Source organism: Caballeronia arvi, from assembly GCF_001544695.2.
Classification (GTDB): domain Bacteria; phylum Pseudomonadota; class Gammaproteobacteria; order Burkholderiales; family Burkholderiaceae; genus Caballeronia; species Caballeronia arvi.
Genome location: NZ_FCOM02000010.1, coordinates 156,512 through 180,805, shown reverse-complemented (window position 1 = coordinate 180,805; position 24,294 = coordinate 156,512). Strand labels below are relative to the sequence as shown.

General features: G+C 63.8%; 22 protein-coding genes and 1 pseudogene. 10 read left to right on the top strand and 13 right to left on the bottom strand.

Annotation, left to right across the window (positions count from 1 at the left end; translation table 11 throughout):
* The first annotated feature begins 134 nt into the window (after positions 1-134).
* The 3 genes from AWB74_RS14775 to AWB74_RS14765 all read left to right on the top strand — a co-directional run bounded on the left by AWB74_RS14775 (position 135) and on the right by AWB74_RS14765 (position 2,083).
* The gene (locus tag AWB74_RS14775) at positions 135-632 is read left to right on the top strand and encodes a GAF domain-containing protein (RefSeq protein WP_061147544.1); all 498 of its coding nucleotides are present in this window, start codon (positions 135-137) and stop codon (positions 630-632) included.
* Positions 629-1,027 carry a DUF302 domain-containing protein gene (locus AWB74_RS14770; protein ID WP_061147485.1) on the top strand — a complete coding sequence of 133 codons (399 nt, stop codon included), beginning with the start codon at positions 629-631 and terminating at the stop codon, positions 1,025-1,027. Before AWB74_RS14775 ends, AWB74_RS14770 begins: the two co-directional genes overlap by 4 nt.
* 72 nt (positions 1,028-1,099) lie before the next feature.
* Positions 1,100-2,083 carry a substrate-binding domain-containing protein gene (locus AWB74_RS14765; protein ID WP_061147484.1) on the top strand — a complete coding sequence of 328 codons (984 nt, stop codon included), beginning with the start codon at positions 1,100-1,102 and terminating at the stop codon, positions 2,081-2,083.
* 40 nt (positions 2,084-2,123) lie between these two features.
* Here the strand turns inward: AWB74_RS14765 and AWB74_RS14760 are convergent, their stop codons facing one another.
* A complete protein-coding gene (locus tag AWB74_RS14760; RefSeq protein WP_061147483.1) occupies positions 2,124-3,308 on the bottom strand; it encodes a fumarylacetoacetate hydrolase family protein in 1,185 nt (394 codons plus the stop codon).
* A 102-nt stretch (positions 3,309-3,410) separates the two neighbouring features.
* On the opposite strand from AWB74_RS14760, the gene AWB74_RS14755 reads away from it, so the two are divergent.
* A complete protein-coding gene (locus AWB74_RS14755) occupies positions 3,411-4,157 on the top strand; it encodes an IclR family transcriptional regulator (protein ID WP_061147482.1) in 747 nt (248 codons plus the stop codon).
* Here the strand turns inward: AWB74_RS14755 and AWB74_RS14750 are convergent.
* Both AWB74_RS14750 and AWB74_RS14745 read right to left on the bottom strand, forming a co-directional pair.
* Entirely contained in the window at positions 4,136-4,696 is a 561-nt protein-coding gene (locus tag AWB74_RS14750; RefSeq protein ID WP_061147481.1) for a universal stress protein, read from the bottom strand. The two genes, AWB74_RS14755 and AWB74_RS14750, sit on opposite strands and share 22 nt — an antisense overlap.
* A gap of 109 nt (positions 4,697-4,805) precedes the next feature.
* Positions 4,806-5,045, bottom strand: coding sequence for a hypothetical protein (locus AWB74_RS14745; RefSeq protein WP_061147480.1), 240 nt, complete (start codon positions 5,043-5,045; stop codon positions 4,806-4,808).
* A 178-nt stretch (positions 5,046-5,223) separates the two neighbouring features.
* Between AWB74_RS14745 and AWB74_RS14740 the strand changes: the two genes are divergently transcribed.
* Positions 5,224-5,691 (top strand): response regulator, encoded by a 468-nt coding sequence (locus tag AWB74_RS14740; protein ID WP_061147543.1) that lies wholly within the window; start codon positions 5,224-5,226, stop codon positions 5,689-5,691.
* On the opposite strand, the gene AWB74_RS14735 is transcribed toward AWB74_RS14740, so the two are convergent.
* Positions 5,667-6,062 carry a hypothetical protein gene (locus AWB74_RS14735; RefSeq protein WP_061147479.1) on the bottom strand — a complete coding sequence of 132 codons (396 nt, stop codon included), beginning with the start codon at positions 6,060-6,062 and terminating at the stop codon, positions 5,667-5,669. The two genes, AWB74_RS14740 and AWB74_RS14735, sit on opposite strands and share 25 nt — an antisense overlap.
* Positions 6,063-6,295: 233 nt before the next feature.
* Positions 6,296-6,652: a hypothetical protein gene (locus AWB74_RS14730; RefSeq protein ID WP_061147478.1), complete on the bottom strand. Its 357-nt coding sequence runs from the start codon at positions 6,650-6,652 to the stop codon at positions 6,296-6,298.
* A gap of 285 nt (positions 6,653-6,937) precedes the next feature.
* Between AWB74_RS14730 and AWB74_RS14725 the strand changes: the two genes are divergently transcribed.
* The 3 genes and pseudogenes from AWB74_RS14725 to AWB74_RS14710 all read left to right on the top strand — a co-directional run bounded on the left by AWB74_RS14725 (position 6,938) and on the right by AWB74_RS14710 (position 13,488).
* On the top strand, positions 6,938-8,371 hold the full coding sequence (locus tag AWB74_RS14725) for an AarF/UbiB family protein (protein ID WP_061147477.1): 1,434 nt from the start codon (positions 6,938-6,940) through the stop codon (positions 8,369-8,371).
* A gap of 255 nt (positions 8,372-8,626) precedes the next feature.
* A complete protein-coding gene (locus AWB74_RS14715; RefSeq protein ID WP_143749228.1) occupies positions 8,627-10,420 on the top strand; it encodes a beta strand repeat-containing protein in 1,794 nt (597 codons plus the stop codon).
* 26 nt (positions 10,421-10,446) lie between these two features.
* Positions 10,447-13,488: pseudogene (locus AWB74_RS14710) on the top strand (autotransporter outer membrane beta-barrel domain-containing protein).
* A 10-nt stretch (positions 13,489-13,498) separates the two neighbouring features.
* Here the strand turns inward: AWB74_RS14710 and AWB74_RS14705 are convergent.
* From AWB74_RS14705 to cyoA, 8 genes are all read right to left on the bottom strand, one after another.
* On the bottom strand, positions 13,499-14,311 hold the full coding sequence (locus tag AWB74_RS14705; RefSeq protein ID WP_200821972.1) for an IclR family transcriptional regulator: 813 nt from the start codon (positions 14,309-14,311) through the stop codon (positions 13,499-13,501).
* Entirely contained in the window at positions 14,308-15,036 is a 729-nt protein-coding gene (locus AWB74_RS14700) for an SDR family NAD(P)-dependent oxidoreductase (protein ID WP_061147472.1), read from the bottom strand. Before AWB74_RS14700 ends, AWB74_RS14705 begins: the two co-directional genes overlap by 4 nt.
* An 11-nt stretch (positions 15,037-15,047) precedes the next feature.
* Positions 15,048-16,349, bottom strand: a complete 1,302-nt coding sequence (locus tag AWB74_RS14695; protein ID WP_061147471.1) for an MFS transporter — start codon at positions 16,347-16,349, stop codon at positions 15,048-15,050.
* 53 nt (positions 16,350-16,402) lie between these two features.
* Positions 16,403-16,930, bottom strand: a complete 528-nt coding sequence (locus tag AWB74_RS14690; protein WP_061147470.1) for a 2,4'-dihydroxyacetophenone dioxygenase family protein — start codon at positions 16,928-16,930, stop codon at positions 16,403-16,405.
* 191 nt (positions 16,931-17,121) lie between these two features.
* Positions 17,122-17,457, bottom strand: coding sequence for a cytochrome o ubiquinol oxidase subunit IV (gene cyoD, locus AWB74_RS14685; protein ID WP_061147469.1), 336 nt, complete (start codon positions 17,455-17,457; stop codon positions 17,122-17,124).
* Positions 17,457-18,071, bottom strand: a complete 615-nt coding sequence (gene cyoC / locus AWB74_RS14680) for a cytochrome o ubiquinol oxidase subunit III (RefSeq protein ID WP_061147468.1) — start codon at positions 18,069-18,071, stop codon at positions 17,457-17,459. Before cyoC ends, cyoD begins: the two co-directional genes overlap by 1 nt.
* Positions 18,071-20,080, bottom strand: a complete 2,010-nt coding sequence (gene cyoB, locus AWB74_RS14675; RefSeq protein WP_061147467.1) for a cytochrome o ubiquinol oxidase subunit I — start codon at positions 20,078-20,080, stop codon at positions 18,071-18,073. Before cyoB ends, cyoC begins: the two co-directional genes overlap by 1 nt.
* A 3-nt stretch (positions 20,081-20,083) precedes the next feature.
* Positions 20,084-20,971, bottom strand: a complete 888-nt coding sequence (cyoA, locus tag AWB74_RS14670) for a ubiquinol oxidase subunit II (RefSeq protein WP_061147466.1) — start codon at positions 20,969-20,971, stop codon at positions 20,084-20,086.
* A 417-nt stretch (positions 20,972-21,388) separates the two neighbouring features.
* Between cyoA and AWB74_RS14665 the strand changes: the two genes are divergently transcribed.
* Positions 21,389-23,131: an ABC transporter permease gene (locus tag AWB74_RS14665; RefSeq protein ID WP_061147465.1), complete on the top strand. Its 1,743-nt coding sequence runs from the start codon at positions 21,389-21,391 to the stop codon at positions 23,129-23,131.
* 36 nt (positions 23,132-23,167) lie between these two features.
* The gene (locus tag AWB74_RS14660) at positions 23,168-24,280 is read left to right on the top strand and encodes an ABC transporter ATP-binding protein (RefSeq protein WP_061147464.1); all 1,113 of its coding nucleotides are present in this window, start codon (positions 23,168-23,170) and stop codon (positions 24,278-24,280) included.
* Positions 24,281-24,294 lie beyond the last annotated feature (14 nt).

The window sequence follows — 24,294 nt, the reverse complement described above, 5'->3', positions numbered from 1 at the left end:
ATGGAATTCCGCATTGCCAGGAAGCATGCCGATGCCTTGCGATGCGCTTTCGGCGGGCGTTTGCCGCGAAAGCGCGTGAAGAAGCGTTGTGCTATCGTCAGCGACACTTTTTGATCCTTCCTCCGCGCCTCGCCATGTTCTCGCTCTCCCAAGCCACGCACGCCAGCAAGGCCGCGCAGTACGACGACTTGCTGCAGCAAACCCGCGCGCTTATCGCCGATGAAACCGACTTCATCGCCAATGCCGCGAATTTTTCGTCGCTCGTTTATCACACGCTGCCCGATCTGAACTGGGCGGGCTTTTATCTCTTCGATGGAACCGAGCTCGTCGTCGGGCCGTTTCAGGGCAAGCCGGCGTGTGTGCGCATTGCGATCGGGCGCGGCGTGTGCGGCACGGCGGCGCGCGACCGGCGCACGCAGGTCGTACCGGATGTCGATGCGTTTCCCGGCCATATCGCCTGCGATTCGGCGTCGCGCTCGGAGATCGTCGTGCCGCTCGTCGCGAACGACGGCACGCTGATCGGCGTATGGGACGTCGATAGCCCCGTGCCGAATCGCTTCGACGATGAAGACGCGCTCGGCATGGAAGCGCTGTGCACGGCGTTCGTCGCGGTGGCGTGGAGCAGGCAATGAGCCTCGATGCCGCGGACAACGGCGTCGTCACGATTGCGAGCGCGCACGGCGCGGTCGCGACCGCCGACAAGCTCGAAGCGTTGATCCGCGCGCGTGGATTGACGCTGTTCGCGCGCGTCGACTTCAGTGGCGACGCCGCGCGCGCCGGTCTCACGATGCCGCCGAGCCAGTTGCTCGTGTTCGGCAATCCGCAGGCGGGCACGCCGCTGATGCAGGCCGTGCCGACCGCCGCGCTCGACTTGCCGCTCAAGGTTCTGGCATGGGAAGACGCCGATGGCCGCGCCTGGCTTTCCTATAACGCAACGGACTATCTGCGCGCGCGTCACGGCCTCGACGCCGATCTGATGAAGCCCGTCAGCGGCGTGGCCGCGCTCGTGGAAGCGGCGGCGCGCTGAGAAGGCTGCATTCGGCCCTTAGGCCCGTGCGTCTACAATGAGACGTTCTCAAACGTCTCGAAAATAAGATTTATGACGAGCCTTGTCCGCCGACGCCTGCTTGCCGCCTGCGCCCTGAGCGCGTGCGGCTTCGCGCGTGTGCGCGATACGCGCGCGGCATCCGACAAGGCGACGGTCGCGCTGGTGCTGAAGTCGCTGAACGATCCGTTCGTCGCGTCGATGATCGACGGCGCGCGCAACTACCAGCGGCATTACGCGTCGCAACTCGATCTCACGACGCACGGCACGACCACGGACAACGACGTCGCCGGTCAGATCCACATCGTCGAAACCTTGATCGATGCAAAGACGAACGCGATCGTCATCGCGCCGGTGGACTCGAAGGCGCTGCTGCCGGTGTCCGCGAAAGCGATTGCGGCGGGCATCATCGTGATCGCGATCGACAATCCCTTCGACGAAGCCGCGCAGGACGCGGCGAACCTCACGATTCCGTTCGTCGGGCCGGACAGCCGGCGCGGTGCGAAGCTCGTCGGCGCTTATCTCGCGTCGAAGCTCGCCGCGGGCGACGAAGTCGGCATCATCGAAGGGCCGTCCAACGATCGAAATTCGCAGCAGCGCACGCTCGGTTTCAGGGAGGCGATGAACGCGGCGGGCGTGCGCATCGCCGATTCGGACAGCGGCGACTGGACGTCGGCGAGCGGCAAGTCCATCGCGCTGCAGATGCTCTATGCGCATCCGACGCTGCGCGGCTTGCTCTGCGCGAACGACAACATCGCGATGGGCGCGATCGATGCGGCGCGCATCGCGGGGAAGAAGGGCCGCGTGCTGGTGACGGGCTACAACAATATCGAAGCCGTGCAGCCGATGCTAGACGATGGACGCCTGCTTGCGACCGTCGAGCAATTCGGTGCGCGGCAGGCGGTGTTCGGTCTGGACGTGGCGGTGAAGGCGCTCGTGGAAAAACGGCGGCAAGGGGATTTGTCGCCGTACATGGAGACGCCGGTTCAGCTCGTTACGAAGGGACAGGCGAAGGGGTTCCGCTTCGGGGCGTCGTAAGGCGCTGCGGCGCACCTTGCGTGATGGCCGGAGCGCAAACTCAGTCGGCCTTCCCCAACACCCCCCGCGCCGCCAGACTCCGATACAACGCCCGCACGCCGAACGTCCACGGCTCGATCTCGGTCGACAAGCGCACCGTATTGACCAGCGCCCCGAGCGACGGCGTCGAGATGGTCACGACATCGCCGAGATGATGCGTGAAGCCGCCGCCTTTCGTATCGCGATCCTTGATCGGCGAGAACATCGTCCCGAGAAACAGCATGAAGCCGTCCGGGTATTGATGATGCGCGCCGTGCGTCTGCGTCACGAGATCGGCCGGATCGCGGCTGATTTCGCTCATGTGGCTCACGCCTTCGAGCACGAAGCCATCGTCCGTGCCTTCGATCTTCAACGACACGCTCGTGCCGCGCACCGAATCCAGCGTGAAGCGCTCATCGAAGAGACGCACGAACGGACCGATCGCGCACGACGCGTTGTTGTCCTTCGCCTTGCCGAGCAGCAGCGCGCTGCGGCCTTCGATATCGCGAAGATTCACGTCGTTGCCGAGCGTCGCGCCGACGATCTCGCCGCGCGCATTCACCGCCAGCACGATCTCCGGCTCCGGGTTGTTCCATTGCGATGTCGGATACAGGCCGACGTCCGCGCCGAAACCCACCGACGACATCGGTTGCGACTTCGAGAACACTTCCGCATCCGGCCCGATGCCGACTTCCATGTATTGCGACCACGCGCCACGCCGCTCCAGTTCCGCCTTCAGCTTCATCGCGGCGTCCGAGCCGGGTTTGATCTTCGATAGATCCGCGCCGATCAGCTTGTTGATCGTGTCGCGCACTTCCTGAGCCTTGCTCGCGTCGCCGCCCGCCTGCTCCTCGATCACGCGCTCCAGCAGGCTCACCGCGAACGTGACGCCGCACGCCTTCACCGCTTGCACGTCGCAGGGCGCGAGCAGGCGCAGGCCATCGGCGGAAGTGTCGAGCGTCGACAGCAGCAGATCCTGAACGTTGCCGAGATGCTCGCCTTCTGCGTTGCGAGCGATATCGAGTGCATCGTCGCGATCGAAGAGATCGGCGGTGGTCGGCGCGGCGCGCGTGATGTCGAACACTTCGCCCTTGCGCACCGCGACGACAGACGGACCATTCACCGGCGCCGGATGCCACACGCGGCCGATCAGCACGGCATCGGCGAAATCTTCGGGCAGGCAGGAGGAGATGTTGACGGTTTGCATGAATTCGGTTGGCTGGCGAAAAAGGAAAACCGATCCTAGCCCGCGCGTCATGTGGTGTCCATCAGGTTGATTATTTATCCAACCTGTTGGAATATGACGCGTATGGAAAAAGCTTACGACGTGCCCGCGCTGCGCCGCGCGAACGATATTCTCGAAGCGCTTGCCATCGCCGCGAAGCCGGTGCGCGCGGCGACGCTCGCCGAACAGACGGGCCTTTCGCGCAGCACGCTCTACCTGATGCTCGAAACGCTCGCGCGCATGCAATGGATCGAAAAGCGCGACGATGGCTACGTGGTCGGCGTCGGCCTGTTCGAGCTCGGCAACGCGTATGTGCGCCACGACAAGTTGCAGGCCGCGTTTCGCGAAGGCGCGGGCGCGTTCATCAACAAGCACAACGAGGTCGTGCAGCTTGCCGTGCTCGACGGCGTGCAGGTGGTGTACGTGGCGCGCGAGGATGCACATCGGCCGGTGCGGCTCGTGTCCGATCTCGGATCGCGTCTGCCCGCGCACTGCTGCGCGCTCGGTAAGGCGCTGCTCGCCGGATTGACCGATGAAGCCGTCATCGAGCGTCTTCCCGAGCGTCTCGAAGCGGTGACGCCGCGCACCATCACGCGGCGCGCGGCGCTGTTACGCGATCTCGCCGCGATTCGTTCGAGCGGCCTCGCGGTCGAGCGCGAGGAAGTGGCCGAAGGCCTCGCGTGCTTCGCGGCGTATGTCGGGATGACGCCGGCGGGCAAGCGCGTCGCGGTATCGACGAGCGTGCCGATCGGCCGGCTCGATCCGAAACGTGAGAAGCAGATTTCGATCGGCATCGTCCAGCTTGCGGCTCACTTGCGCGGCGCGCTCTGACGATGCGCCGCCCGCGCGTTCGCCCGGCCTTGCGAACCGGCGAAACGCGCCTCGATCGACTCCATTTCCTTTTCCGCGTGGAACGCCGCGGGCGCAGGCGCGTGCGCGGCGATCAGCACGTCGCAGCGCGCGTGCAGGCACACCACGTCGCGCAGACGCGCCTCGCCGTGCCGCCAGCCGGTATCCGATTCGCCGCCGAGCACGATGAGATCCGCGCCCGCTCGCTTCGCCTCCTGCGCGATCAGCTCGCCGACGCTGACGCCGTTCAGCGGCTGCGCCACGCTGCGCGCGACGCCGTCGATGCCCGCGCTGTCGATCAGCCGCGCCGCGTAGCGTGTGACTGCGCGCGCGTGATCGTCGATGACGTCGAGCGTATCGTCCGGATCGCTTTCCGCGGTGGGCACCGCCCACCACGGCGTCTGATCGACGATATGCAGCGCAGTGAGCCGCGCGTTGGAGTCGCGGGCGCGCGTGATGGCGGTCGTCAGGGCGCTTTCGCTGAGGCTCGTACCTACGGCAACGAGAATGTGCTTGTACATGGCGCGTCTCCGGTATGAATCGATGAGACGCATGATCGCCGCGCAGACTTAGCGGCGAATGAGCGTGCATCTTTTACAAGAGAGCTTAAGAGCAGCGACGGAAACAATGCTAGCGACGGCGCTTTTTCCATTCGTAATCGGCGGGCGGATCGGCGGCGCCCGGCTTGCCGACCGAATGCGGGTTTTCACTGCATAGCGTCACGAAACCGACATCTTCGCCATCGGACTGGCGGCGCCGAAGGTCTTCCACGAAGCGCAGCGCGTCGGCGAGCGCGTTTTCATCGAATCGTCTGAAGCGCGCCGCGCCTTCGATATCAGGGTTGCCGCCGAGCCAATACACGACGAACATCGATTAGCCTCTCGTTTGGAGATGACGCACCATCGTCGACGCTCGCAACGCGCCGGGACAGCCATCGGGTATTCCCGAAGTGTAACGTCGGCGGCTCGCATGGCGCCTGCGTCACGCCCGGTCACCTGCAAAGGAATGATCGTTGCTGTTATCTCCGTCCATTCCGAGGCCAATGACGATGCAACGCTACCAGCCTGTTCCTTCGCACGCACTGTGGCAGATTCCGTTACCGGCGACGCGGCATGAGGAGCCGCGCGTGCTCATCGCCGATGACGACATGGACGCGACGCGCGCGATCTGTCTTGCATTCGAAGACGCCGATTTCACCGTGCGCGCGGTGCACACGGGGCTCGATGCCGTGTCGCTCGCGCGCAAGTGGCGGCCGGGCGTCGTGCTGCTCGATCTGATGATGCCGCTCGGCGACGGCTGGGAGGCCGCCGAAGCGATCCGCGCGATCGATCTCTCGATGCTGCTGATCGCGCATACGAGCCGCACGGACCCGGAGGACCTGACGCGCGCGCAGCGCACCGGATTCAACGGCTACTTCGTCAAGCCGACGGAACTCGACGGCATGATCGCGGTGATCCGGGATTATTTCTCGATGCGCGAAGGCGAAGGCGATTACGCATCGGCGAGTTCGGGCTGAATGGTGTCGAACTCGAGATCGGGCGAAACGTGCTGTTTCAGCATGTATTCCCAGTACTGGCAATAGCCGGCCCAGAACGGCATTTGCGAGTACGCGGACGCGCCGGTCGGCAACGGGTCCGGCAGCATATCGGCGAGACGCCGGATTTCTGCATGCTTCCATTGCAGCAGCGCCCGTCGATGTCCGCGCCGCGGCGGGCACAGCGCGTTCATGCTCGCGATGGCGATCGAGAAGCCCTCGGCCGGACGCGATGCCATCTTGTTCAGCACCGCGGTTTGCGGGCGCGGCCCGCGTTCATGACAGATGATCGCGCCGATCTGCCCAAGGATGTACATCGCCCTGGACATCGGATGCTCGGAAGGGTATTGCATGGTGCCTCTTGGATTATCGTTATGAGCCTTCGTACACGGGCGCTCGAAGTCGCCTCGGTCTTGTTATTGATACGTTGTAGCCTTCGGTATTTATAAGATACCGCATTGCGATTAATCCGAAATGCGCATCGACAAAAATATACAGTCGTGCGGAGCGTTTCCGCCGATGCAAAAAACAAAGCGCCCCTGCATTCGCATGCAGGGGCGCTTTCATTCGATGAAGCGTGTGCGGATCAGCGTTGCGTGTAGTCAGCCGGTTGCTGCACGTCGCCAGTTTCCGGCGGCTCCTTCTGCCGATAATGCTCGGACGCGGCATTCACGCCGCGCTCGTAGTACGCCTGCGCGGTGTGCTGCTCGAGCGCGTCGATGATCGGCGACTGCTCTTCGGCGATCGAATGCATGAGGCTCAGAATGTCGCGCTTCATCTCGTCGGGGAAGGCCGAGAAGTGCTCGAAGCCGCCCGGCGCGGCGACCATGTTGACGAGCGACGAAAGCAGGCGCGCGCGGCTCTTGCAATGTTCGCTGATCGACGTGGAGTGAGAGATGACCGTATGGCCTTGGGCGTTGACCGTTATCTGGAGAGGTTTCATTTCGCGTCTGGGCTTGTCTGTGATGTCGACATTAAAGCCGAGTGGGCGTTTCGATTCCGTAAGACGCGTCTCAATCGGCGGGCATCGAGTGGAAACGGATTGATTCGAAAGTCGAAACGCGAACTACAGAGGATATCGAAGTAAATATTGCAGACCCGGCGCGACCGTTCGATCGATTTCTCCGCGTGCGCGTTTGGCCGAATCGGTTTAAATTGAGCAACGGTGCCGTGCACGAGGGCATTGCAGTCTTTCAGCGGTTTCAATTCACTTTCAGCGAGCCTGAATTTGTCCGTCCGACGACTCGCGACGCTATGGCGGCTTGGCCGGGCGTTCGTTCATGAAAGCCATCTGACCGATGACGGCGCCGCGATGACGCGCGTCGCGCGCTTCTTCGCGTCGCACGGCGCGCGCGCCGCACCGCTCGCGGCAGGCGTGCCCGCGCTGTCGCAACTGTCGCGCGTGCTGGAGAACGCTTCGGGCGCGCTCTCGCGTCATCCCGCGCTCGCGGAAACGGCGGTGCGCGTCGCGCTGCACGAACTCGACGGACTCTTCGTGCCCTACGATGCAGCGCGCTTTCGCGACGCCTGCGTGGCGGCATTTCCGCCCGCGCTTCGTTTCGAGCTCACGGATCTGAGCGACGTTCCGCTGCGCTCGGGCGTCGCGGAGCAGACGCACAGGGCGCGCGTCGGCGATATTCCCGTGCGCGTCACGCTGTTGCGCGCGGATGCGCATGCCGAACTCGACGACGATCTCGATCTCGCGCTCGCGGCGGCGCGTTTCGCGGAACGGCGTTCGGCGAAGGCGCGCGAGTTGCATCCGGTCGAATGGGTGCGCCGCGCACGCGAGAGCGTCGACGCGATGATCGACTTGCGCCAGCGCGCGGCCGATCAGAGCTACCTGCGCTTCCGTCTGCGCGACGACGATCGCCTCGCCGTGCCCGAAGTCCTTTGGGATTATTGCAACGATACGGTGCTGACCACGCGCGCGATCGAAACGGCGTCGCTGACCGATGCCGACACGCTCGCGTCATGCGGGCTCGATCAGGCCGATGTCCTCGCGACCTTCATCGAAGCGTTCTTCGAAATGGCGCTCGGCGTCGGGCTCTATCACGCGGGGCTGGATGCGGCGGGCGCACGCGTGAGCATCGAGCGCGAAACGCGCGGACAGATCGTCCTCGAAGCCGATAACCCGACGATGATCTTCGCCGCGCATGAAAAAGACTTCATCGTCGGCGTGTCGCATGCGCTCATGGAGGGCGATCACAAGGCGGCCGCGCGCGCGCATCTCGAGCACGGCCGGCCCGAGGCGAACGTGACGCATCATGAAGTGCGCGTGGAGGCGACGTATCGGCGTGAGGCGGAGCGCTTCGCGTCGGCGCATTCGAAGCGCGGCGTCGGCGTCGCGCAGTTGTTCGGCGCGATCGGCAAGGCGCCCGCCGAGCACATGTTCAGCGCGTCGCACGGGCGCATCGCTTCGCGCGCGGTGTTGCTGGCGAGAGCGGCGGAAAGGATCGAGCGCGTCGCACAGGAGATCGCGCCCGATGTCGATGTATGGAAAATCGCGCGCAGGGTCATCGTGCGGCTCGCGGCGGATCAGTTCAGCCTGCGCAGCATGGCCGCGCGAATCGCGCACGAAGCGACACACTGGCCGCATACGCTGCCGCGTCTGCCGAGGCTCATTGCGCATCGCGCGAATCGAGGCGCGAACACGGGTGCGTGAATTCCCGATGAAGTTTTCCTAGAATGCCGATAGCAGTTCGCTCTGCGACCTCGATGCATCGGCCAATAATTTCGGATTCCGATTCAATCTGGCTGATGAGGTCGATTCGAACGAGCGCGCCTACAAGCATCGCTGTGCCGGTGATTCTCGCATCGGCACGCCACTCGGGGACCGGGCATGATCGATCGTCAACGCCATACAGCGTCTCGCGCAGGCCGGCTCCCTGCTTTGCGTCCATTGAGCGCGGTGGCGTTGATGACGTTCGCGTCCGTGGTGCAGGCGGTGACGGTGGTGAACTCGAGCTCGACGGGGCAGACGCTTTCCACCGATACGTCCTATGTACTTGGCGCCGGAACGACGGTTACGACATCCGTGGGAGACGCCATCGCCGTAGAAGGCATCGCACCTGTTTCGTTTCTGAATGCGGGGACCGTGATCAGCTCCACGGACAACTCGGCCGCCGCCATTCGCCTCGACGTCAACGGAAGCGTCACCAATCAGGCCACGGGGCAGCTTCTCGGCAATGCACGCGGCGTGTTCTTCAACGGCGGCGGGAGCGGAAACAGTCTCGTGAATCTCGGCGATATCAGCGTGCGAGTGAGTTGGGCCGTTTCGTTCGAGGGCACGAGTGGAGGAACCGTCGACAATTTCGGCACGTTGAACAATGGCAGCGCGGGTGCGCTCAGCGGAACGGCTGGTGGCGTTCAGGTGATCACGAGCGGCGACGTGACGATCAACAACCACGCAGGGGCAACGATCAAGACCGGCGTGGGCGATGCCACTTACGGTTGGGGAGTCGACATCGAACAGGGAACTGCCACGATCAACAACGACGGCGCGATCAGCGCTTATCGCTCCGGCGTGGAGAGCCACAGCACGTCCGCGCAGAACATCAACAACCGGAGCACGGGAACCATCGAGAGCGCGGCGGGTGCAGGCGTGGTGATCGCAGCCGGTTCCGCGACGATCAACAACGACGGCATGATTTCCGGCAGCGGTATGGGCGTGCAGATCGGCAGCAGCGCGAGCGCCAACGTCGCTAACTCCGCGACGGGAACCATTCGCGGAACGCAGGGCGCGGGCGTCCAGTTCAGTCAGAACGGCACGCTCGTCAATCAAGGTTTGATCGAAAGCACGTCGGCGCCTGCGGTGGAACTCACGGGCTCGAACAATGCCATTACGCTGGGCGCCGGATCGAGGCTCAACGGCGGCAATGACGTCGCGATCCACAGCGGCGCTGCCGGAAACACCATCACGTTGACGGGCGCCGGCACGGAGAACGGCGGCTTCACGTCGACGGACGGCAACGGCTTCGCCGGACTGACCGCCGCGGCGGGCAGCAACTGGACGTTGAACGGGCCGGTCGCGATGGGCGGTACATCGGTGCAGGCGCTGCATGTCATCGGCGGCCTGACGCTGGGCGGCGAAGTGCTCAACCACGACAGCGGCATCGCCGTCGATGCGGGCGGAATCCTGGCCGTCGGCGCTGGCGGCACGAGCGGCAGCGTGACGGGCAACATCGTCAACAATGGCGTGGTTCGCTTCAATCGCAGCGATAGTTCGACGTTCGGCGGCGTGCTGAGCGGTGCGGGCGCGCTGCAACAGGCGGGAAGCGGCGCGGTGCTTCTGACGGGCGCCGGTTCGAGTCAGGGCGCGGTCGACGTCAATGCGGGCACGCTCGGCCTGAATCAGGCGGGCGCTTTCAACGCGGGAACCTATACGACCGCGAGCGGTGCGGTCACGACGATCGCCGCGAACGCCAGCCTTGCGGTCGGCGCCGCCTTCACGCAGGCGCAAGGCTCGACCCTGACGGTGGCGATCGGCGGTGTCGAGCCGATCATCACCGCAGCGACCGCGAACGTGCTCGGCGCGCTCAACGTCAGCGGTTTCGGCGCGTCGGCGCCAAACCGCGCAAGCGCGCTGACGGGCACGCAGTTCAACATCATCCGCACGACGGGCGGCATCACCGGAAACTTCACCAGCGTGCAGTTCGGCGGAACCGGCGCACCGGTCGACTATCTGACGCGATCGCGGCCAGCGCCAATGTGAGCATCGCAAGCGGCGCCCTGCTCGACATGAACGGCTTTCCCCAGCGGCTCGACAACCTGAGTGGCGCGGGCGCGGTCGTGCTCGGCAACGCGACGCTCACCGCGCGCAACACGTCCGATACGGCTTTCAGCGGGACGATCGCCGGCGCGGGCGCTCTCACCAAAACCGGCAGCGGGGCGCTGACGCTCTCCGGCGCGAACCTCTATACGGGCGGCACGTTGATCGATGCCGGCACGCTTGTCGCGACCCATGGCAACGCGCTCGGCGCCGGCATGGTCACCAACAACGGCAGCTTGCAGCTCGACTTCGCATCCGACGGCACGCTCGCCAACACGCTGGCGGGGCCCGGCGCGCTGCGCAAGACGGGCGGCAGCGCAGCAGCGCTGAGCGGCATCGGGTCGACGCAAGGCTCGGTATCGGTCGAGGCGGGCGCGCTGCGTTTCATGCAAGCGGGCGCGTTCAGCACCGCGGGCGATTACACGACGGCGGCCGCCGCGTCGACGACGATGTCGGGCCAGAGCCAGCTCGCCGTTGGCAACGCCTTCGCGATGAACGGCACGTTGAACAGCGTCGTCGGCACGGCGGAGCCGGTCATCAGCGCGAACACGGCGGCGATCGGTCCCGATGCGACATTCAACGTCGCGGGATATCGGGCCGACGCGGCAGCGAGCGCGTCGCAACTCGCATCGCGCGCCTTTACCGAAATCCATGCGACGACACCCGCAGGACTGTCGGGGAAGTTCGCGAACACGCGTATCGGCGGATCGGCTGATCCGGTCGATTACCTGACGCTGACCTCGGTCTACACGCCGCAGGACTACGTGGTCGGACTCGGCTTGACGTGGTACGCGTCGCACGGCACGACACCGCAGACCGCGAATGGCGTCTTCACCATGACGGACGCGGCCGACTCGTTCGACATGGATGCCGTTCTCGTCGATCAGTCCGCGAATCCCGTGACGCGCTGGGACGGCAAGACGCTCACGAAGGCCGGCGCGGGCACGCTGCGCCTGTCGAAGGCGAATACGTATTCGGGCGCGACGCTCGTCAATGGCGGCACGCTGCAAGCGGGCGCGAGCGACGTCATCGCGAACAGCGCGGGCGTGATGGTCGCCCCTGGCGCCACCTTCGACCTGAATGGCTTCGATCAGCATGTGAACAATGTCACGGGTGCGGGCAACGTGGCGCTCAACGGCGCATCGCTGACGGCCAACTACACGGCCGACTCCAGCTTCGATGGCGTCATCGGCGGCAACGGCAATCTCATCAAGACCGGCGCGAGCACGCTGACGCTGACCGGGAACAACACGTTCACCGGCACGACCACGATCGGCGCGGGCACGCTGCGACTCGGTGCGGGCGCGACGAGCGGCGGTGTGGCGGGCGATATCGTCGATAACGGCGTGCTCGTGTTCGATCGCAGCGACAACGTCACGTATGGCAAGACGATCAGCGGCACGGGCAATCTCGTGCAACAAGGCAGCGGCAGCCTCGTGCTGCCTAACACGCAGACATATGGCGGGACCACCGCGGTGAACGCGGGCTCGCTCGTGCTGGCGAACGGCGCGCAACTCGCCAACACGACGCAGGTCACCGTCGCGCCCGGGGCCACGTTCGGTGGCTACGGCGCGGTCGGCGGCACGGTCGTCAACAATGGCTTGCTGGCAGTCGCGGACGCCGCGCCCGGATTCGTCGGCGGTCCGGCGGGACAGTTCGCGATCGGCGGCGCTCTCGTGAATGGCGGCGAAATCCGCATGAGCAGCCCGACGCCCGCGAGCACGCTCTCCGTCGTCGGCAACTACACCGGCAACAACGGACTGCTGACGCTCAGCACGGTATTGAACGGTGACGGTTCGGCAACCGATCGTCTGGTCGTGCACGGCGACACGGCGGGGCAGACGTCGGTGAAGGTCGTCAACGCGGGCGGTGCGGGTGCGGCGACGAACAACGGCATCCAGATCGTGCAGGTGGATGGCCAAAGCAACGGCGCGTTCACGCTGAACGCCGCGCGGTCGCGGGTCCATACGAATATCAGCTCTTCAAGGGCGGCGTGAGTACGCCCGGCGATGGCGACTGGTATCTGCGATCGTCATCGGATGCGCCATCGCCGCCGACGCCGCGCCCGGAACCCGGCGGCTATCTCGGCAATCAGGCGCGCGGCGCGCAGCATGTTCGTCATGACCTTGCACGATCGCGCCGGCTTTCCCGATCCGTTCGCGACGAGCGGAATGAGCGGCAACGAATCGACGGCGTGGGCGCGCGCGCAGGGCAGCCATACGGACGCGAACGCGGCGGGCGGACGCATCGGCGAATCGGCCGATACGGCGATCGTGCAGGCCGGCATCGATCTGCTGCATCGCGTGAGGAACGGCCAGCGCTGGCAGGCGGGTGTGATGGCGGGCTACGGTTCGACCACCACGGACACGAGCGCGCAGAACAATCCCAACACGTCGCGCGGCAACGTGAACGGCGCGAGCGCCGGCGCCTATGCGACCTGGCATCGCAATCCGAACGGGCCGGACGGGCCTTATGTCGATACGTGGTTTCAATACGCGCACTTCGACAACAGCGTCAAAGGCGCTTTCCTGAATGGCGAAAGCTACGCGAGCCGTGTGTTCGCGGGATCGGTGGAGGGCGGATGGGCGATTCCCGTCGCGCTGACATCGATGGGACCGTTGATGATCGAGCCGCAAGTGCAACTCATCTACACGAATTACGGTGCCGACGATCACGTCGAAGGCAGCGGCACGGTGGTGCATAGCCACACCGTCAATGCGCTCACGACGCGCCTCGGCGTGCGTTTCTTTCACGCGCCCGCATCGGAGGCCGCGCCGGGCTGGCTGCCCTTCGTCGAGCTGAACTGGTGGCACGACACGAGCGGCAATTCGATCGCGTTCAACCAGATCGTGTTGTCACAGGACGGGCCGAAGAATCGCATGGAAGTGAAGGTCGGCGCGCAAGGACAGCTCGGGCGGCAGTGGCGCGTGTGGGGCAACCTCGGCTATCAGCAGGGCGACGGCGGGTATCGAAGCTATCAGGGATTGCTCGGCGCCCGATACATCTGGTGACGATGCCCGTCTAGCGCGTGCCCGGGCTCATGCGCTGCGCAATCGCGCGGCAGGCGTCCTTGAGCGGCGTGACGTAGGTTTCCAGCGGCGTCGCGCTTTTCCTGAAGAGCGGAATGCTGACGCTGACACAGCCGAGCGTGACGCCGTTCGCGCCGACGATCGCGCTGCCGTAGCAGAAAATCTGCGCCTCGTTTTCTTCGCGGTCTTCCGAATAGCCGCGCGCCTGCGTTACGTCGAGTTCGGCGTCGAGCGCGGCGCGATCGACGACGGTGTTCGGCGTGAAGCGCTCGAACGCGATGCCTTGCAGGAGCGCATCGCGTTCGGCCGGCGCGAGCGTCGACAAATAAGCCTTGCCGACCGAGCTCGAATACAGCGTGACGCGCGTGCCGATGCGCGACGCCATGCGTACCGCATGCGGGCTTTCGAGCTTCTCGATGTACACCATCTCCGACGCACTGCGAACGGCGAGGTGCACGGTTTCCTGCGTCGCGTCGCGCAGCGCCTGCAACGCGTCGGTGGCGGCGATGCGCAGGTCCGAGCGCTCCCAGCTGCGGCTCGCAAGCGACATCAGCCGCGGCCCGAGCGCGTAACAGCCGCCGCGCGCGCTCTCGACGACCAGCCCTTCCGCGATCAGTGCGCCGACGATGCGATACACCGTCGGGCGCGGATAGCCGCTCTCCGCCGTGAGACGCGCGATGGTCGGCGGCTCGCTCGCATCGGCGACGAGTTGCAGCACCGCCATGAACTTCGAGAAGGCGGCGGTGCCGGTGGCTTTGGCGGCGTCGGAAGAGGAAGAGTCGGTCAGCATGATGCTGCGAATCATGCCACCAAATAACCGCCATCGACAGGAACGATCGTGCCCGTCATGAACGACGCCGCCGGCGACGCGAGGAACGCCGTTACGCGCGCGACGTCTTCCGGCAGGCCCCAGCGCTTCATCGGCGTGCGATCGAGGATGGCTTGCGAACGGCCGTCATCCTCCTGCAGCGCCTGCGTCAGCGGCGTGGCGATCCAGCCGGGCGCGACCGCGTTCACGCGAATGCCATCGGCGGCGTAGGCGATCGCGAGCGACTTCGTCAGTTGCGCGACACCGCCCTTGCTCGCGCTGTACGCGGGCACGAGGCCGCCGCCGAAGAACGTCAGCATCGACGCCGTATTGACGATCGAACCCTGAGTCGCGGCGAGCAGCGGCCGCGCCGCGGCGCACATGCGCATCGTGCCGTTGAGATTCACGGCGATCACGCGCTCGAACGTTTCGATGTCGTGCTCGTCGCCGCGACGGATCATGCCCGCGCAGTTGACGAGCACGTCGAGCGTGTCGAGACGCTTCATGAGCGCGTCAGCGCTTTGCGCATCGGCGACGTCGAGATGAACGAGTTCGATGTCGTCGCCCAATGCTTCGCGTTGCGCGTCGGTGGGCGCGAGGCCCGCCGCGATCACGCGCGCGCCGAGCGCCGCGAACTGCTGCGCGATGCCCGCGCCGATGCCCTGCGTGCCGCCCGTGACGACGACGGTCTTGCCCTTGAAGAGATCAGCTTGAAAAGTCATGACGATGTGAGTTAAACCGCGGGAACGGGCTCGGTTTGCTGCGCGGCGTCCTCGATCGGCGAGCGCACGACGAACATGTAGACGAGCGCTGCGGCGAACGCGACGCCCGCGCTGATCAGGAACGCGTTGACGAACGAATGTGTCTTGTCGACGACGAGGCCGGTGATGAACGGCGCGAACGAGCCGCCGAAGTAGCCGCCGAAGTTCTGAATGCTGCCGAGCGACGCGACCATGTGGCGCGGCGCGGCAACCGACACGAGCGCCCATGCCGCACCGCTCGCCATGTTGACGAAGAACATCGCGGCCGAGAGATACACGATCGCGAGCGTGAGGTTCGGCGTGAACGCGGCCGGCACGGTGAAGAGCGCGCCGCCGATGAGGCCCGAGCAGATCGGCCACTTGCGGCTGCGGATCGGGGCGACGCCGCGCGCCATCAGACCATCGGCGATGAAGCCCGATGACAGCATGCCGATCGTGCCCGCGAGATACGGAATCGTCACGACCCAGCCGGTTTTCGCGATCGTCAGATGACGCTCGTGTTCGAGATACGCGGGCAGCCAGGTGAGATACAGCCACACCATGTAGATCACGCCCATGAAGCCGAAAATCATGCCCCACGTGGTCGCCTTGCCGAACAGGCCGCGCCATTCCGCGAACGTCATGTTGCGTTCCGTGCGCTGCGCGGGTTCGCCTTCGGTCAGATGCGCGAGTTCGTGCGATTCGAGCTTCACATCACGCCGGTTGCGATAGACGATGTACCAGCCGATCGACACCGCAATCCCGAGCGCGCCCATGATGACGAACATGTTGCGCCAGCCGAAGGACAGCAGCAGCACGGTGAGAATCGGCGGCGCGAGTGCGGGGCCGATCGTCGACGACGTGACGAAGATGCCTGTCGGCTTGCCGCGCTCGCGTTGCGCGAACCATTCGGAAACGACTTTGGCGCCCGCCGGAAACTGCGGCGCCTCGCCGATGCCGAGCGCGATGCGCGCCGCGAGAAACTGATGCAGGTTCGTGACGAGCCCGCCGAACAACTGCGCGACCGACCACACGAACATGCCGAGGCCGAGCATGACGCGCGCGCCGAAGCGGTCGAGCATCGCGCCGACGGGCAATTGCGAGAACGCGTAGGCGAACGAAAAGGCGGAAAGCAAGAGGCCCATTTGCGAAGCGGACAGGCCGAGTTCCTGCGTGACGGAATGATTCGCGATCGACAGCGTGCTGCGATCGAGATAGTTCACGATGCCCGCGAGCATGAGAAACGTGATCGCGACGATCTGAATGCGCTTCAGGCGGGGTGATTTTTCCAGCATGTTTGTCTCCTCCGAACGCGCTTCTACGAGGCTTCGGCTGGGTTGAGGTTCTTTTAGCGGATGAACTGATCGACGAAATCGGCGCCGAGTCCTACGGCCTCGTAGTGCTTGCGGCACATGTCGACCTTGGTGAACACGTCTTCGTAGCCGGTGTAGTTGCCGTACGGATCGCAATAGAACATCACGCCGTTCACCTGAAAGTACGTGATCATCTCTTCGACCTCTTCAGGCACGTAGAGCGTGTGCGTTTCGCCGGGCGGCTCGAACACGTAGCTGCCTTCGGTCGCTTCCCAGTCGTGCTCCAGATAGCGCCAGCGACCTTTGAGCACCATGCCGTGGACGGCTTGCGGATGGCGGTGGCGCGACAGCACGCCGGATTTGCGCACGCGCAGGAGGTTCATCCAGTAGCCAGTCGACACGTTCAGGCACAGCGGACGGAACCACACGTTTTCGGCTTGCGGAACCCACTCGCGCTCGTCGGTGGGAATCGCGCTGCCGACGACGATTTCCTTCTGGGCTTCCTTGGGGAAGGGAAGTTGATACGGCGTCATCGCGTCGGCCGTTGGCTTTGGCGCGGTCATCGCGTCTCCTTGTCCATATTGTGGATGATGAAATCAAATTATGGACAGATGGTGTTCCTCGCCAAAAGAATTGTCAAGATTCTTGAGCAGATGATGAATTCGTGCAGCGGCCGCGCGCGTGTCGATGAACGAAAAAAAAGCGGGCTCCCGAGGGAGCCCGCTTTTCGATCGCTCGAAGAATGCGAACGGCGTTATCGCGCCATCATCAGCATATGCACGTTATGCATCACCCAAACCGTGCCGACGATCAGAATCAGCGACATGAGAATGGTGTAAGCAAACGACATGGCATGCCAACGCTGCTGCTTCGATGCGTTCACGTGCAGGAAGAACACCACATGCACGATGACCTGAATCGCCGCGAGAACCGCAAGCGTGACGATCGCGCTTTCGCCCTTGAACGCGCCCGAAGTCGCGGCCCAGAATGATGCCGCCGTCAGCACCACGGCGAGGACGAAGCCGATCAGATAACCGCGTACCGTGACGTGCGGGAAATCGCTCGACGAGTTGATATGCGTATGAGCCATCAGACGACGCTCCCGAGATAGACGAAGGAAAACACGCAGATCCAGACGATGTCGAGGAAGTGCCAGAAGAGGCTCAGGCACGCGAGGCGACGCAGTTCGCGCTCGTTCATTTCCGGATTGCCGACGATCTGCACAGCGAGCACGACCAGCCAGATCAGGCCGATCGAGACGTGCAGACCGTGCGTGCCGACCAGCGTGAAGAACGCCGACCAGAATGCGCTGCGCTGCGGACCCGCGCCTTCGGCGATCAGATGCGCGAACTCATGCACTTCGAGCCACAGGAAGCCAGCGCCCAGCACGAACGTGACGAAGAGCCACGCGAGCACCGCGTCCGACTTCCTGCGATGCGCCGAGATCATCGCGAGACCGAACGTGAGGCTGCTCGTGAGCAGCAGGGCCGTTTCGTACGCGACGTCATTCAGGTTGAACAGATCCTTGCCCGTGGGGCCGCCGGCGGTCTGCATCGCGAACATCGCGAAGGTCGCGAAGAGCGACGCGAACAGCACGCAGTCGGTCATCAGGTAGGCCCAGAAGCCGAACACCGAATGCGACTGGTGCTCATGTTCGTGCGCGTGCCCGTGCGCGTGTTGCGCGGAAAGTGTCGATTGCGACATTACATTGCCTCCAGTTCGGGTTCGCGCACCGTGCCGGCCTTCGCGGGCATCTTCGGCGGGCGATTGCGTTCTTCGGTCGACTTCACGGTCGCGGCCGGGATGATGAAGCCGGCGTTGTCACGGAAGCTGTAACCGATGACCGTCGCGGCGATGCCGACCAGACCGGCGACAGCCAGCCACCAGATGTGCCAGATCGCGGCGAAGCCGAACGCCATGGCGAACAGACCGATCACGAGACCCGCGCTCGTATTCGACGGCATGTGGATGTCGCCGTACGGACGCGTATCGATGCGGCCGTGTTCCTTCGCATCGGCGAAATCGTCAAGCTCGCGCACGGCGGGGAGATTCGCGAAGTTATAGACCGGCGGCGGCGAGCTCATCGTCCATTCGAGCGTGCGCCCGCCCCACGGATCGCCCGTGACGTCGCGGTACGCAGGCTGATTGCGGCGGATGATGCTCACGACGATCTGCGCGACCTGGAACACGACGCCCAGCGCGATGATGCCCACGCCGATGGCGGCGACGATGAAGTACGGTTGCCACGCCGGGTCATCGTAGTGATTCAGGCGGCGCGTCGCACCCATGAAGCCGAGAATGTAAATGGGGACGAACGCCACGAAGAAGCCCACGAACCAGCACCAAAATGCTTTCTTGCCGAGCTTTTCGTCGAGCTTGAAGCCGAACACCTTCGGCCACCAGTACGACACGCCCGCGAAGTAGCCGAACACCACGCCGCCGATGATCGCGTTATGGAAGTGCGCGATCAGGAACAGGCTGTTGTGAAGCACGAAGTCCGCGCCCGGGATGGCGAGCATCACGCCCGTCATGCCGCCGAGCGTGAAGGTGACGATGAAGCCGATGGTCCACAAGACTTGCGTCGTCATCTCCACGCGGCCGCGGTACATCGTGAAGATCCAGTTGAAGATCTTCACGCCGGTCGGTATGGAGATGATCATCGTCATAATGCCGAAGAAGGCATTGACGTTCGCGCCCGAACCCATCGTGAAGAAGTGGTGCAGCCACACGAGGAACGACAGCACCATGATGCAGCACGTTGCGTACACCATCATGCGATAACCGAACAGCGGTTTCTTCGAGAATGTGGCGACCACTTCCGAATAGATGCCGAACGCAGGCAGAACCAGGATGTAGACCTCGGGGTGACCCCAGGCCCAGATCAGGTTCAGGTAGACCATCGGGTTGCCGCCGCCATCGTTCGTGAAGAAGTGCATGCCCATGTAGCGGTCCAGCGCCAGCAGCGCGAGCGCCACGGTCAGGATCGGGAACGTGGCCATGATCAGCACGTTCGAGCAGAACGCCGTCCACGTGAAGACCGGCAGCTTCATCCACGTCATGCCGGGCGCGCGCATCTTGACGATGGTCACGAAGAAGTTCACGCCGGTCAGCAGCGTGCCGACGCCGGACAGTTCCAGCGCCCAGATGTAGTAGTCGACCCCGACGCCCGGACTGAACTGCGTCTCCGAAAGCGGCGGATACGCGAGCCAGCCGGTCTTAGAGAACTCGCCGATGAAAAGCGACAGGTTGATCAGGATGGCGGAGATGGCCGTCATCCAGAACGACAGCGAGTTGATGAACGGAAACGCCACGTCACGCGCGCCGATCTGCAGCGGCACGACGAGGTTGAAGAAGGCGACCAACAGCGCCATGGCCATGAAGAAGATCATGATGGTGCCGTGCGCCGAGAAGATCTGGTCGTAGTGATGCGGCGGCAGATAGCCGGGCGAATCCAGCGCGATGGCCTGCTGGATACGCATCATGACCGCGTCGGCGAAGCCGCGCACGAGCATCAGCCCTGCAACGACGAGATACATGACGCCGATGCGCTTGTGATCGACCGAAGTCAGATACTCGCGCCAGAGCCAGCCCCATTTGCCGAGTTTGGTGAGAAGGCCGGCCGTACTGAGCACGATCACCGCCATGAGGACGGTCGCCCCCATGATGATGGGTTCGTGGTACGGGATGGCCTCGAGCGTTAGTTTGCCGAACATGGCTTACCCCTTGGTTACACAATTTGCGCCATTCACATCGAAGCGGCCGTAGTTGTATTTCGCGACGATGTTGTTGAAGAGCTTCGGATCGACGGTCGAGAAGTAGCGCACTGCAACCTTCTCGCTCGGACGGGCGACGCCCGTGTAGACGTCCATGCTCAGTGCCTCGGGCGCAGTCTTGACCTTCTTGACCCACGCGTCGAAGTCGCCGCCGGACATGGCGAGAGCGCGGAACTTCATGTCGGAGAAGCCTGCGCCGCTGTAGTTCGCCGAGATGCCCGCGTAGTCGCCGGCGTGGTCGGCCATCAGGTGCAGACGGGTCTGCATGCCGGCCATTGCGTAGATCTGGCTGCCGAGCTGCGGGATGAAGAACGAGTTCATCACCGAATCCGACGTGATGCGGAAATTCACCGGCGTGCCGACCGGGAACGCGAGCTGGTTCACCGACGCGACGCCCAGGTCCGGATAGATGAACAGCCACTTCCAGTCGAGCGCGACGACTTCGACGTTGATCGGCTTCACGTTCGACTCGAGCGGCTTGTACGGATCGAGCTCATGCGTGGTTTTCCACGTCAGGATGCCGAGGTACAGGATGATGACCGCGGGGATGGCCCAGACCACGACTTCGATGGCCGTGGAGTGTGCCCACTTCGGCGCGTAGGTGGCGTTCTTGTTGGACGCCCGATAGCGCCATGCGACGAACAGGGTCAACAGGATCACCGGGACTACGACGAGAAGCATGGCGTAGGTCGCGGTGGCGATCAGCGAGGATTCCGCTGCGCCGATCACGCCTTTCGAGTCCAACACTTCCAGCTTGCATCCCGAAAGACAGAGACTGGCTGCCAACCCCGATAACAATGGCACTGCTAAACGTTGGGTATTCTCATTCATTGCATTCGCTGGTTTCTATGATCGGAGCGTCCCGGGAGAACGCCGTTACACGGCGTAGCGCCGCGTCAGGATCATGCCATGCAAGAATTTTCGCGATGGCGCGAATGGTTGAAATTTTGTTTCAGATCAAGCTGATGCGACAGGGTGTCGCGTGGTGGATTCGTCTTTTCGTCGTCGTCCGGAAGGGTAGGGAGTCTACAACGAAGGGATGAGATCGCGGGTGTCATAAACCGTGGTGAAAGCGCGCGGTCGAGCGGTGTAATTCGAATCCCCGCGCCTTTTCATTCCGCCCGACAGAACGCCCACCATGCCAGCACGCCCTCAGTACTTTCCGCAGGTTTATTTGTTTAGGTACCTAAGTTTATGATGCGCTTCATCCGATGACACCCAGTCGGTCACTTCGAGGAGGAGCCGCGCTTGGAACTGACATTCGATGCGATGAAGGCAGCCATATCGCGTTCCACGCGGCTCGACGCGAAGTGGTTTGTGATCGGCGGCGCGGTGATCGTCGCGGGCGTGCTGGCGCTGATCCCGCTCGTGTTCCTTTTCTGGCAGAGCTTCTTCACGCCGCAAGTCGCCGATAACCCCGCTGTCTTCACGTTCGGCAACTACAGGCTCGCCTATGGCAGCCCCGAAACGCTGCGCACGCTCTTCAATTCGCTCAGGTTCGCGCTCGGCGCGGCGTGCGTGTCGTTTCTCATCGGCACGGTGCTCGCGTGGATCATCGAGCGCACGAACACGCCGTTCCGCAAGTTTTTCTATGCGATCACGATCGTTCCGCTGATCGTCCCGAGCATTCTCTTCACGATCGCGTGGATCTTTCTCGCGAGCCCGAAAATCGGCGTGCTGAACGTGGTGTTCGGCTCGCTGTTCGGCGTGACGAAGCCGATCTTCGACATCTACAGCATGAGCGGCATGATCTGGGTCGACGGCCTGCATTATTCGACGATGGCCTTCCTCCTCATGTCCGCCGCCTTTCGCGGCATGGACCCGTCGCTGGAGGAATCGTCGCTGATGAGCGGCGCGGGCGTCGCGCGCACGATGTGGCGCATCACGCTGCGCCTCGCGTTTCCGGCCATCGTCTCGACGCTGCTGATTCTCTTCGTGCGGGCGCTCGAATCGTTCGAAGTGCCCGCGCTCATTGGCTTGCCGGTGAAGCTGCAGGTGTTCACGTCGTCGATCTATGAAGCGATAGAACAGTATCCGAGCCAGATCGGACTCGCATCGTCGTATTCGATGCTGCTGCTCATCATCACGTCCATCGGTCTGTATCTGCAATCGCGCGTGTCGTCGGGCGGCGGCAAGTATTCGACGATGAGCGGCAAGGGCTTCCGTCCGCGCGTCGTCGATATCGGCAGGTGGCGGTATCTCACGGTCGGCGTGTTCGTCGTCTACTTTCTGCTGATCGTCGCGCTGCCGTTCGCCGTGCTGCTCTGGTCGTCGCTGCAGAAGTATTACCGCACGCCGTCGCTCTCCGCGCTGCATCATCTTTCATTCGATGCGTACGGCTACATCCTGCATCTGTCGACGTTGCGTCATGCGGTGATCAACAGCCTCATGCTGTCGTTCGGCTGCGCGACCGCCGTCATGCTGCTGTCCGCGGTGATCTGCTGGATCGTCATCAAGACAAAGCTACCGGGCCGCTGGCTGCTCGACAACCTCGCGTCGCTGCCGCTCGTGTTTCCAGGGCTCGTGCTCGGCCTGTCGTTCATGATCGTGTCGCTGAAAGTCGATATCGGCATCTACGGCACGCTGTGGATTCTGCTGATCGCCTACATCACGCGGTTCATGCCGTACGGCATGCGCTACACGACGACATCGATGGTGCAGATTCACAAGGAACTCGAAGAGTCCGCCGCGATGAGCTGCGCGAGCTGGAGCGCGACGTTCTTCCGCATCGTGTTGCCGCTACTCAAACCCGGTCTGCTCGCGGGCTGGATCTACGTGATGATCGTGTCGATCCGCGAACTGTCGAGCTCGATCCTGCTGTATAGCCCCGGATCGGAGACGGTGTCCATCGTGATCTGGGAGCTGTGGCAGAACGGGCAATACGTGGAGCTGTCGGCGCTGTCGGTGATGCTCGTGCTGGCGCTGCTCGCGCTCGTCATGCTGCTGCAATGGATCGGCGGGAAGTTCGGCGTGAAGGCGAACCACGCTTGAAGCGACGCCTGGCGACAGAATAAAACGGAGACGAACGTGCTGAACGTACAAGGCCTGAACACCGAATATGTCGATGGCAACAACGTGCGCGTGCGCGCGGCCCGCGACGTTTCCTTCGATGTCCCCGAGGGCAAGCTGTTCACGCTGCTCGGCCCGAGCGGCTGCGGCAAGACGACGACGCTGCGCTCCATCGCGGGGCTCGAACGCCCGGTCGGCGGCTCGATCTCGGTGAACGGCGTGACCGTGTTTTCCGCGCGCGACGAGACCTTCGTGCCGCCTAACCGGCGCAAGTTCGGCATGGTGTTTCAGTCTTACGCGATCTGGCCGCACATGACGGTCTTTCGCAACGCGAGCTTTCCGCTCGAAGTCGGCGAGAAGAAATATTCGAAGCGCGAGATCGAAGAAAAGGTGATGCGCGTGCTGACGGCCGTGGGCCTCGATCATGTCGCGGACCGCGACGCGACGCGCATGTCCGGCGGCCAGCAGCAACGTCTCGCGCTGGCGCGCGCGCTCGTGATGGAGCCGAAGCTGCTTCTGCTCGACGAGCCGCTCTCGAATCTCGATGCCAAGCTGCGCGACAAGATGCGTTTCGAGCTGAAGCGCATGCAGCGCGAGCTGCGCATCACGACGATCTATGTGACGCACGATCAGGAGGAAGCGCTCGCGCTGTCGCACGAAATCGCCGTGATGAAGGACGGCCAGATCGTGCAGAAAGCCGCGCCGCGCGCGATCTACGATTTACCGAACTGCAAGTTCGTCGCGGACTTCGTGGGCACGACCAATTTCATCGACGGCCGCGTGCGCGAGTGCGAAGGCGACGATGGCAACGTGCTGATCGAATCGTCGATCGGTCCGATCGCGGTGGCGAACGCGGTGTCGTGCCGCCCCGGCGACGAAGTCGTGATCTCGGTGCGCCCCGAAAACGTGATGGTGCACGAAACGCTCGATGGCATCAGTGCGCGGAACGTGTACACCGGCACGGTTGCGGCGAAGGTGTTTCTCGGTGAAACGCTCGATTTTCAGATCCGCGTCGGCGAACAAATCGTGCTGGCGCGGGTGCATCCGTCGCACAAGACGCCGGTCGGGGAGACCATCCATTTTTCGATCGATGCCGCGAGCTGCATCGCACTGGCTTCGCCGAAGGCCTGAACGCGCGCTCGCTA

Excerpts from the sequence above, each read along its gene's own strand:
- AWB74_RS14775 (WP_061147544.1), top strand. The coding sequence starts at position 135 with ATGTTCTCGCTCTCCCAAGCCACGCACGCCAGCAAGGCCGCGCAGTAC.
- AWB74_RS14770 (WP_061147485.1), top strand. The coding sequence starts at position 629 with ATGAGCCTCGATGCCGCGGACAACGGCGTCGTCACGATTGCGAGCGCG.
- AWB74_RS14765 (WP_061147484.1), top strand. The coding sequence starts at position 1,100 with ATGACGAGCCTTGTCCGCCGACGCCTGCTTGCCGCCTGCGCCCTGAGC.
- AWB74_RS14760 (WP_061147483.1), bottom strand. The coding sequence starts at position 3,308 with ATGCAAACCGTCAACATCTCCTCCTGCCTGCCCGAAGATTTCGCCGAT.
- AWB74_RS14755 (WP_061147482.1), top strand. The coding sequence starts at position 3,411 with ATGGAAAAAGCTTACGACGTGCCCGCGCTGCGCCGCGCGAACGATATT.
- AWB74_RS14750 (WP_061147481.1), bottom strand. The coding sequence starts at position 4,696 with ATGTACAAGCACATTCTCGTTGCCGTAGGTACGAGCCTCAGCGAAAGC.
- AWB74_RS14745 (WP_061147480.1), bottom strand. The coding sequence starts at position 5,045 with ATGTTCGTCGTGTATTGGCTCGGCGGCAACCCTGATATCGAAGGCGCG.
- AWB74_RS14740 (WP_061147543.1), top strand. The coding sequence starts at position 5,224 with ATGCAACGCTACCAGCCTGTTCCTTCGCACGCACTGTGGCAGATTCCG.
- AWB74_RS14735 (WP_061147479.1), bottom strand. The coding sequence starts at position 6,062 with ATGCAATACCCTTCCGAGCATCCGATGTCCAGGGCGATGTACATCCTT.
- AWB74_RS14730 (WP_061147478.1), bottom strand. The coding sequence starts at position 6,652 with ATGAAACCTCTCCAGATAACGGTCAACGCCCAAGGCCATACGGTCATC.
- AWB74_RS14715 (WP_143749228.1), top strand. The coding sequence starts at position 8,627 with ATGACGTTCGCGTCCGTGGTGCAGGCGGTGACGGTGGTGAACTCGAGC.
- AWB74_RS14705 (WP_200821972.1), bottom strand. The coding sequence starts at position 14,311 with ATGATTCGCAGCATCATGCTGACCGACTCTTCCTCTTCCGACGCCGCC.
- AWB74_RS14700 (WP_061147472.1), bottom strand. The coding sequence starts at position 15,036 with ATGACTTTTCAAGCTGATCTCTTCAAGGGCAAGACCGTCGTCGTCACG.
- AWB74_RS14695 (WP_061147471.1), bottom strand. The coding sequence starts at position 16,349 with ATGCTGGAAAAATCACCCCGCCTGAAGCGCATTCAGATCGTCGCGATC.
- AWB74_RS14690 (WP_061147470.1), bottom strand. The coding sequence starts at position 16,930 with ATGACCGCGCCAAAGCCAACGGCCGACGCGATGACGCCGTATCAACTT.
- cyoD (WP_061147469.1), bottom strand. The coding sequence starts at position 17,457 with ATGGCTCATACGCATATCAACTCGTCGAGCGATTTCCCGCACGTCACG.
- cyoC (WP_061147468.1), bottom strand. The coding sequence starts at position 18,071 with ATGTCGCAATCGACACTTTCCGCGCAACACGCGCACGGGCACGCGCAC.
- cyoB (WP_061147467.1), bottom strand. The coding sequence starts at position 20,080 with ATGTTCGGCAAACTAACGCTCGAGGCCATCCCGTACCACGAACCCATC.
- cyoA (WP_061147466.1), bottom strand. The coding sequence starts at position 20,971 with ATGAATGAGAATACCCAACGTTTAGCAGTGCCATTGTTATCGGGGTTG.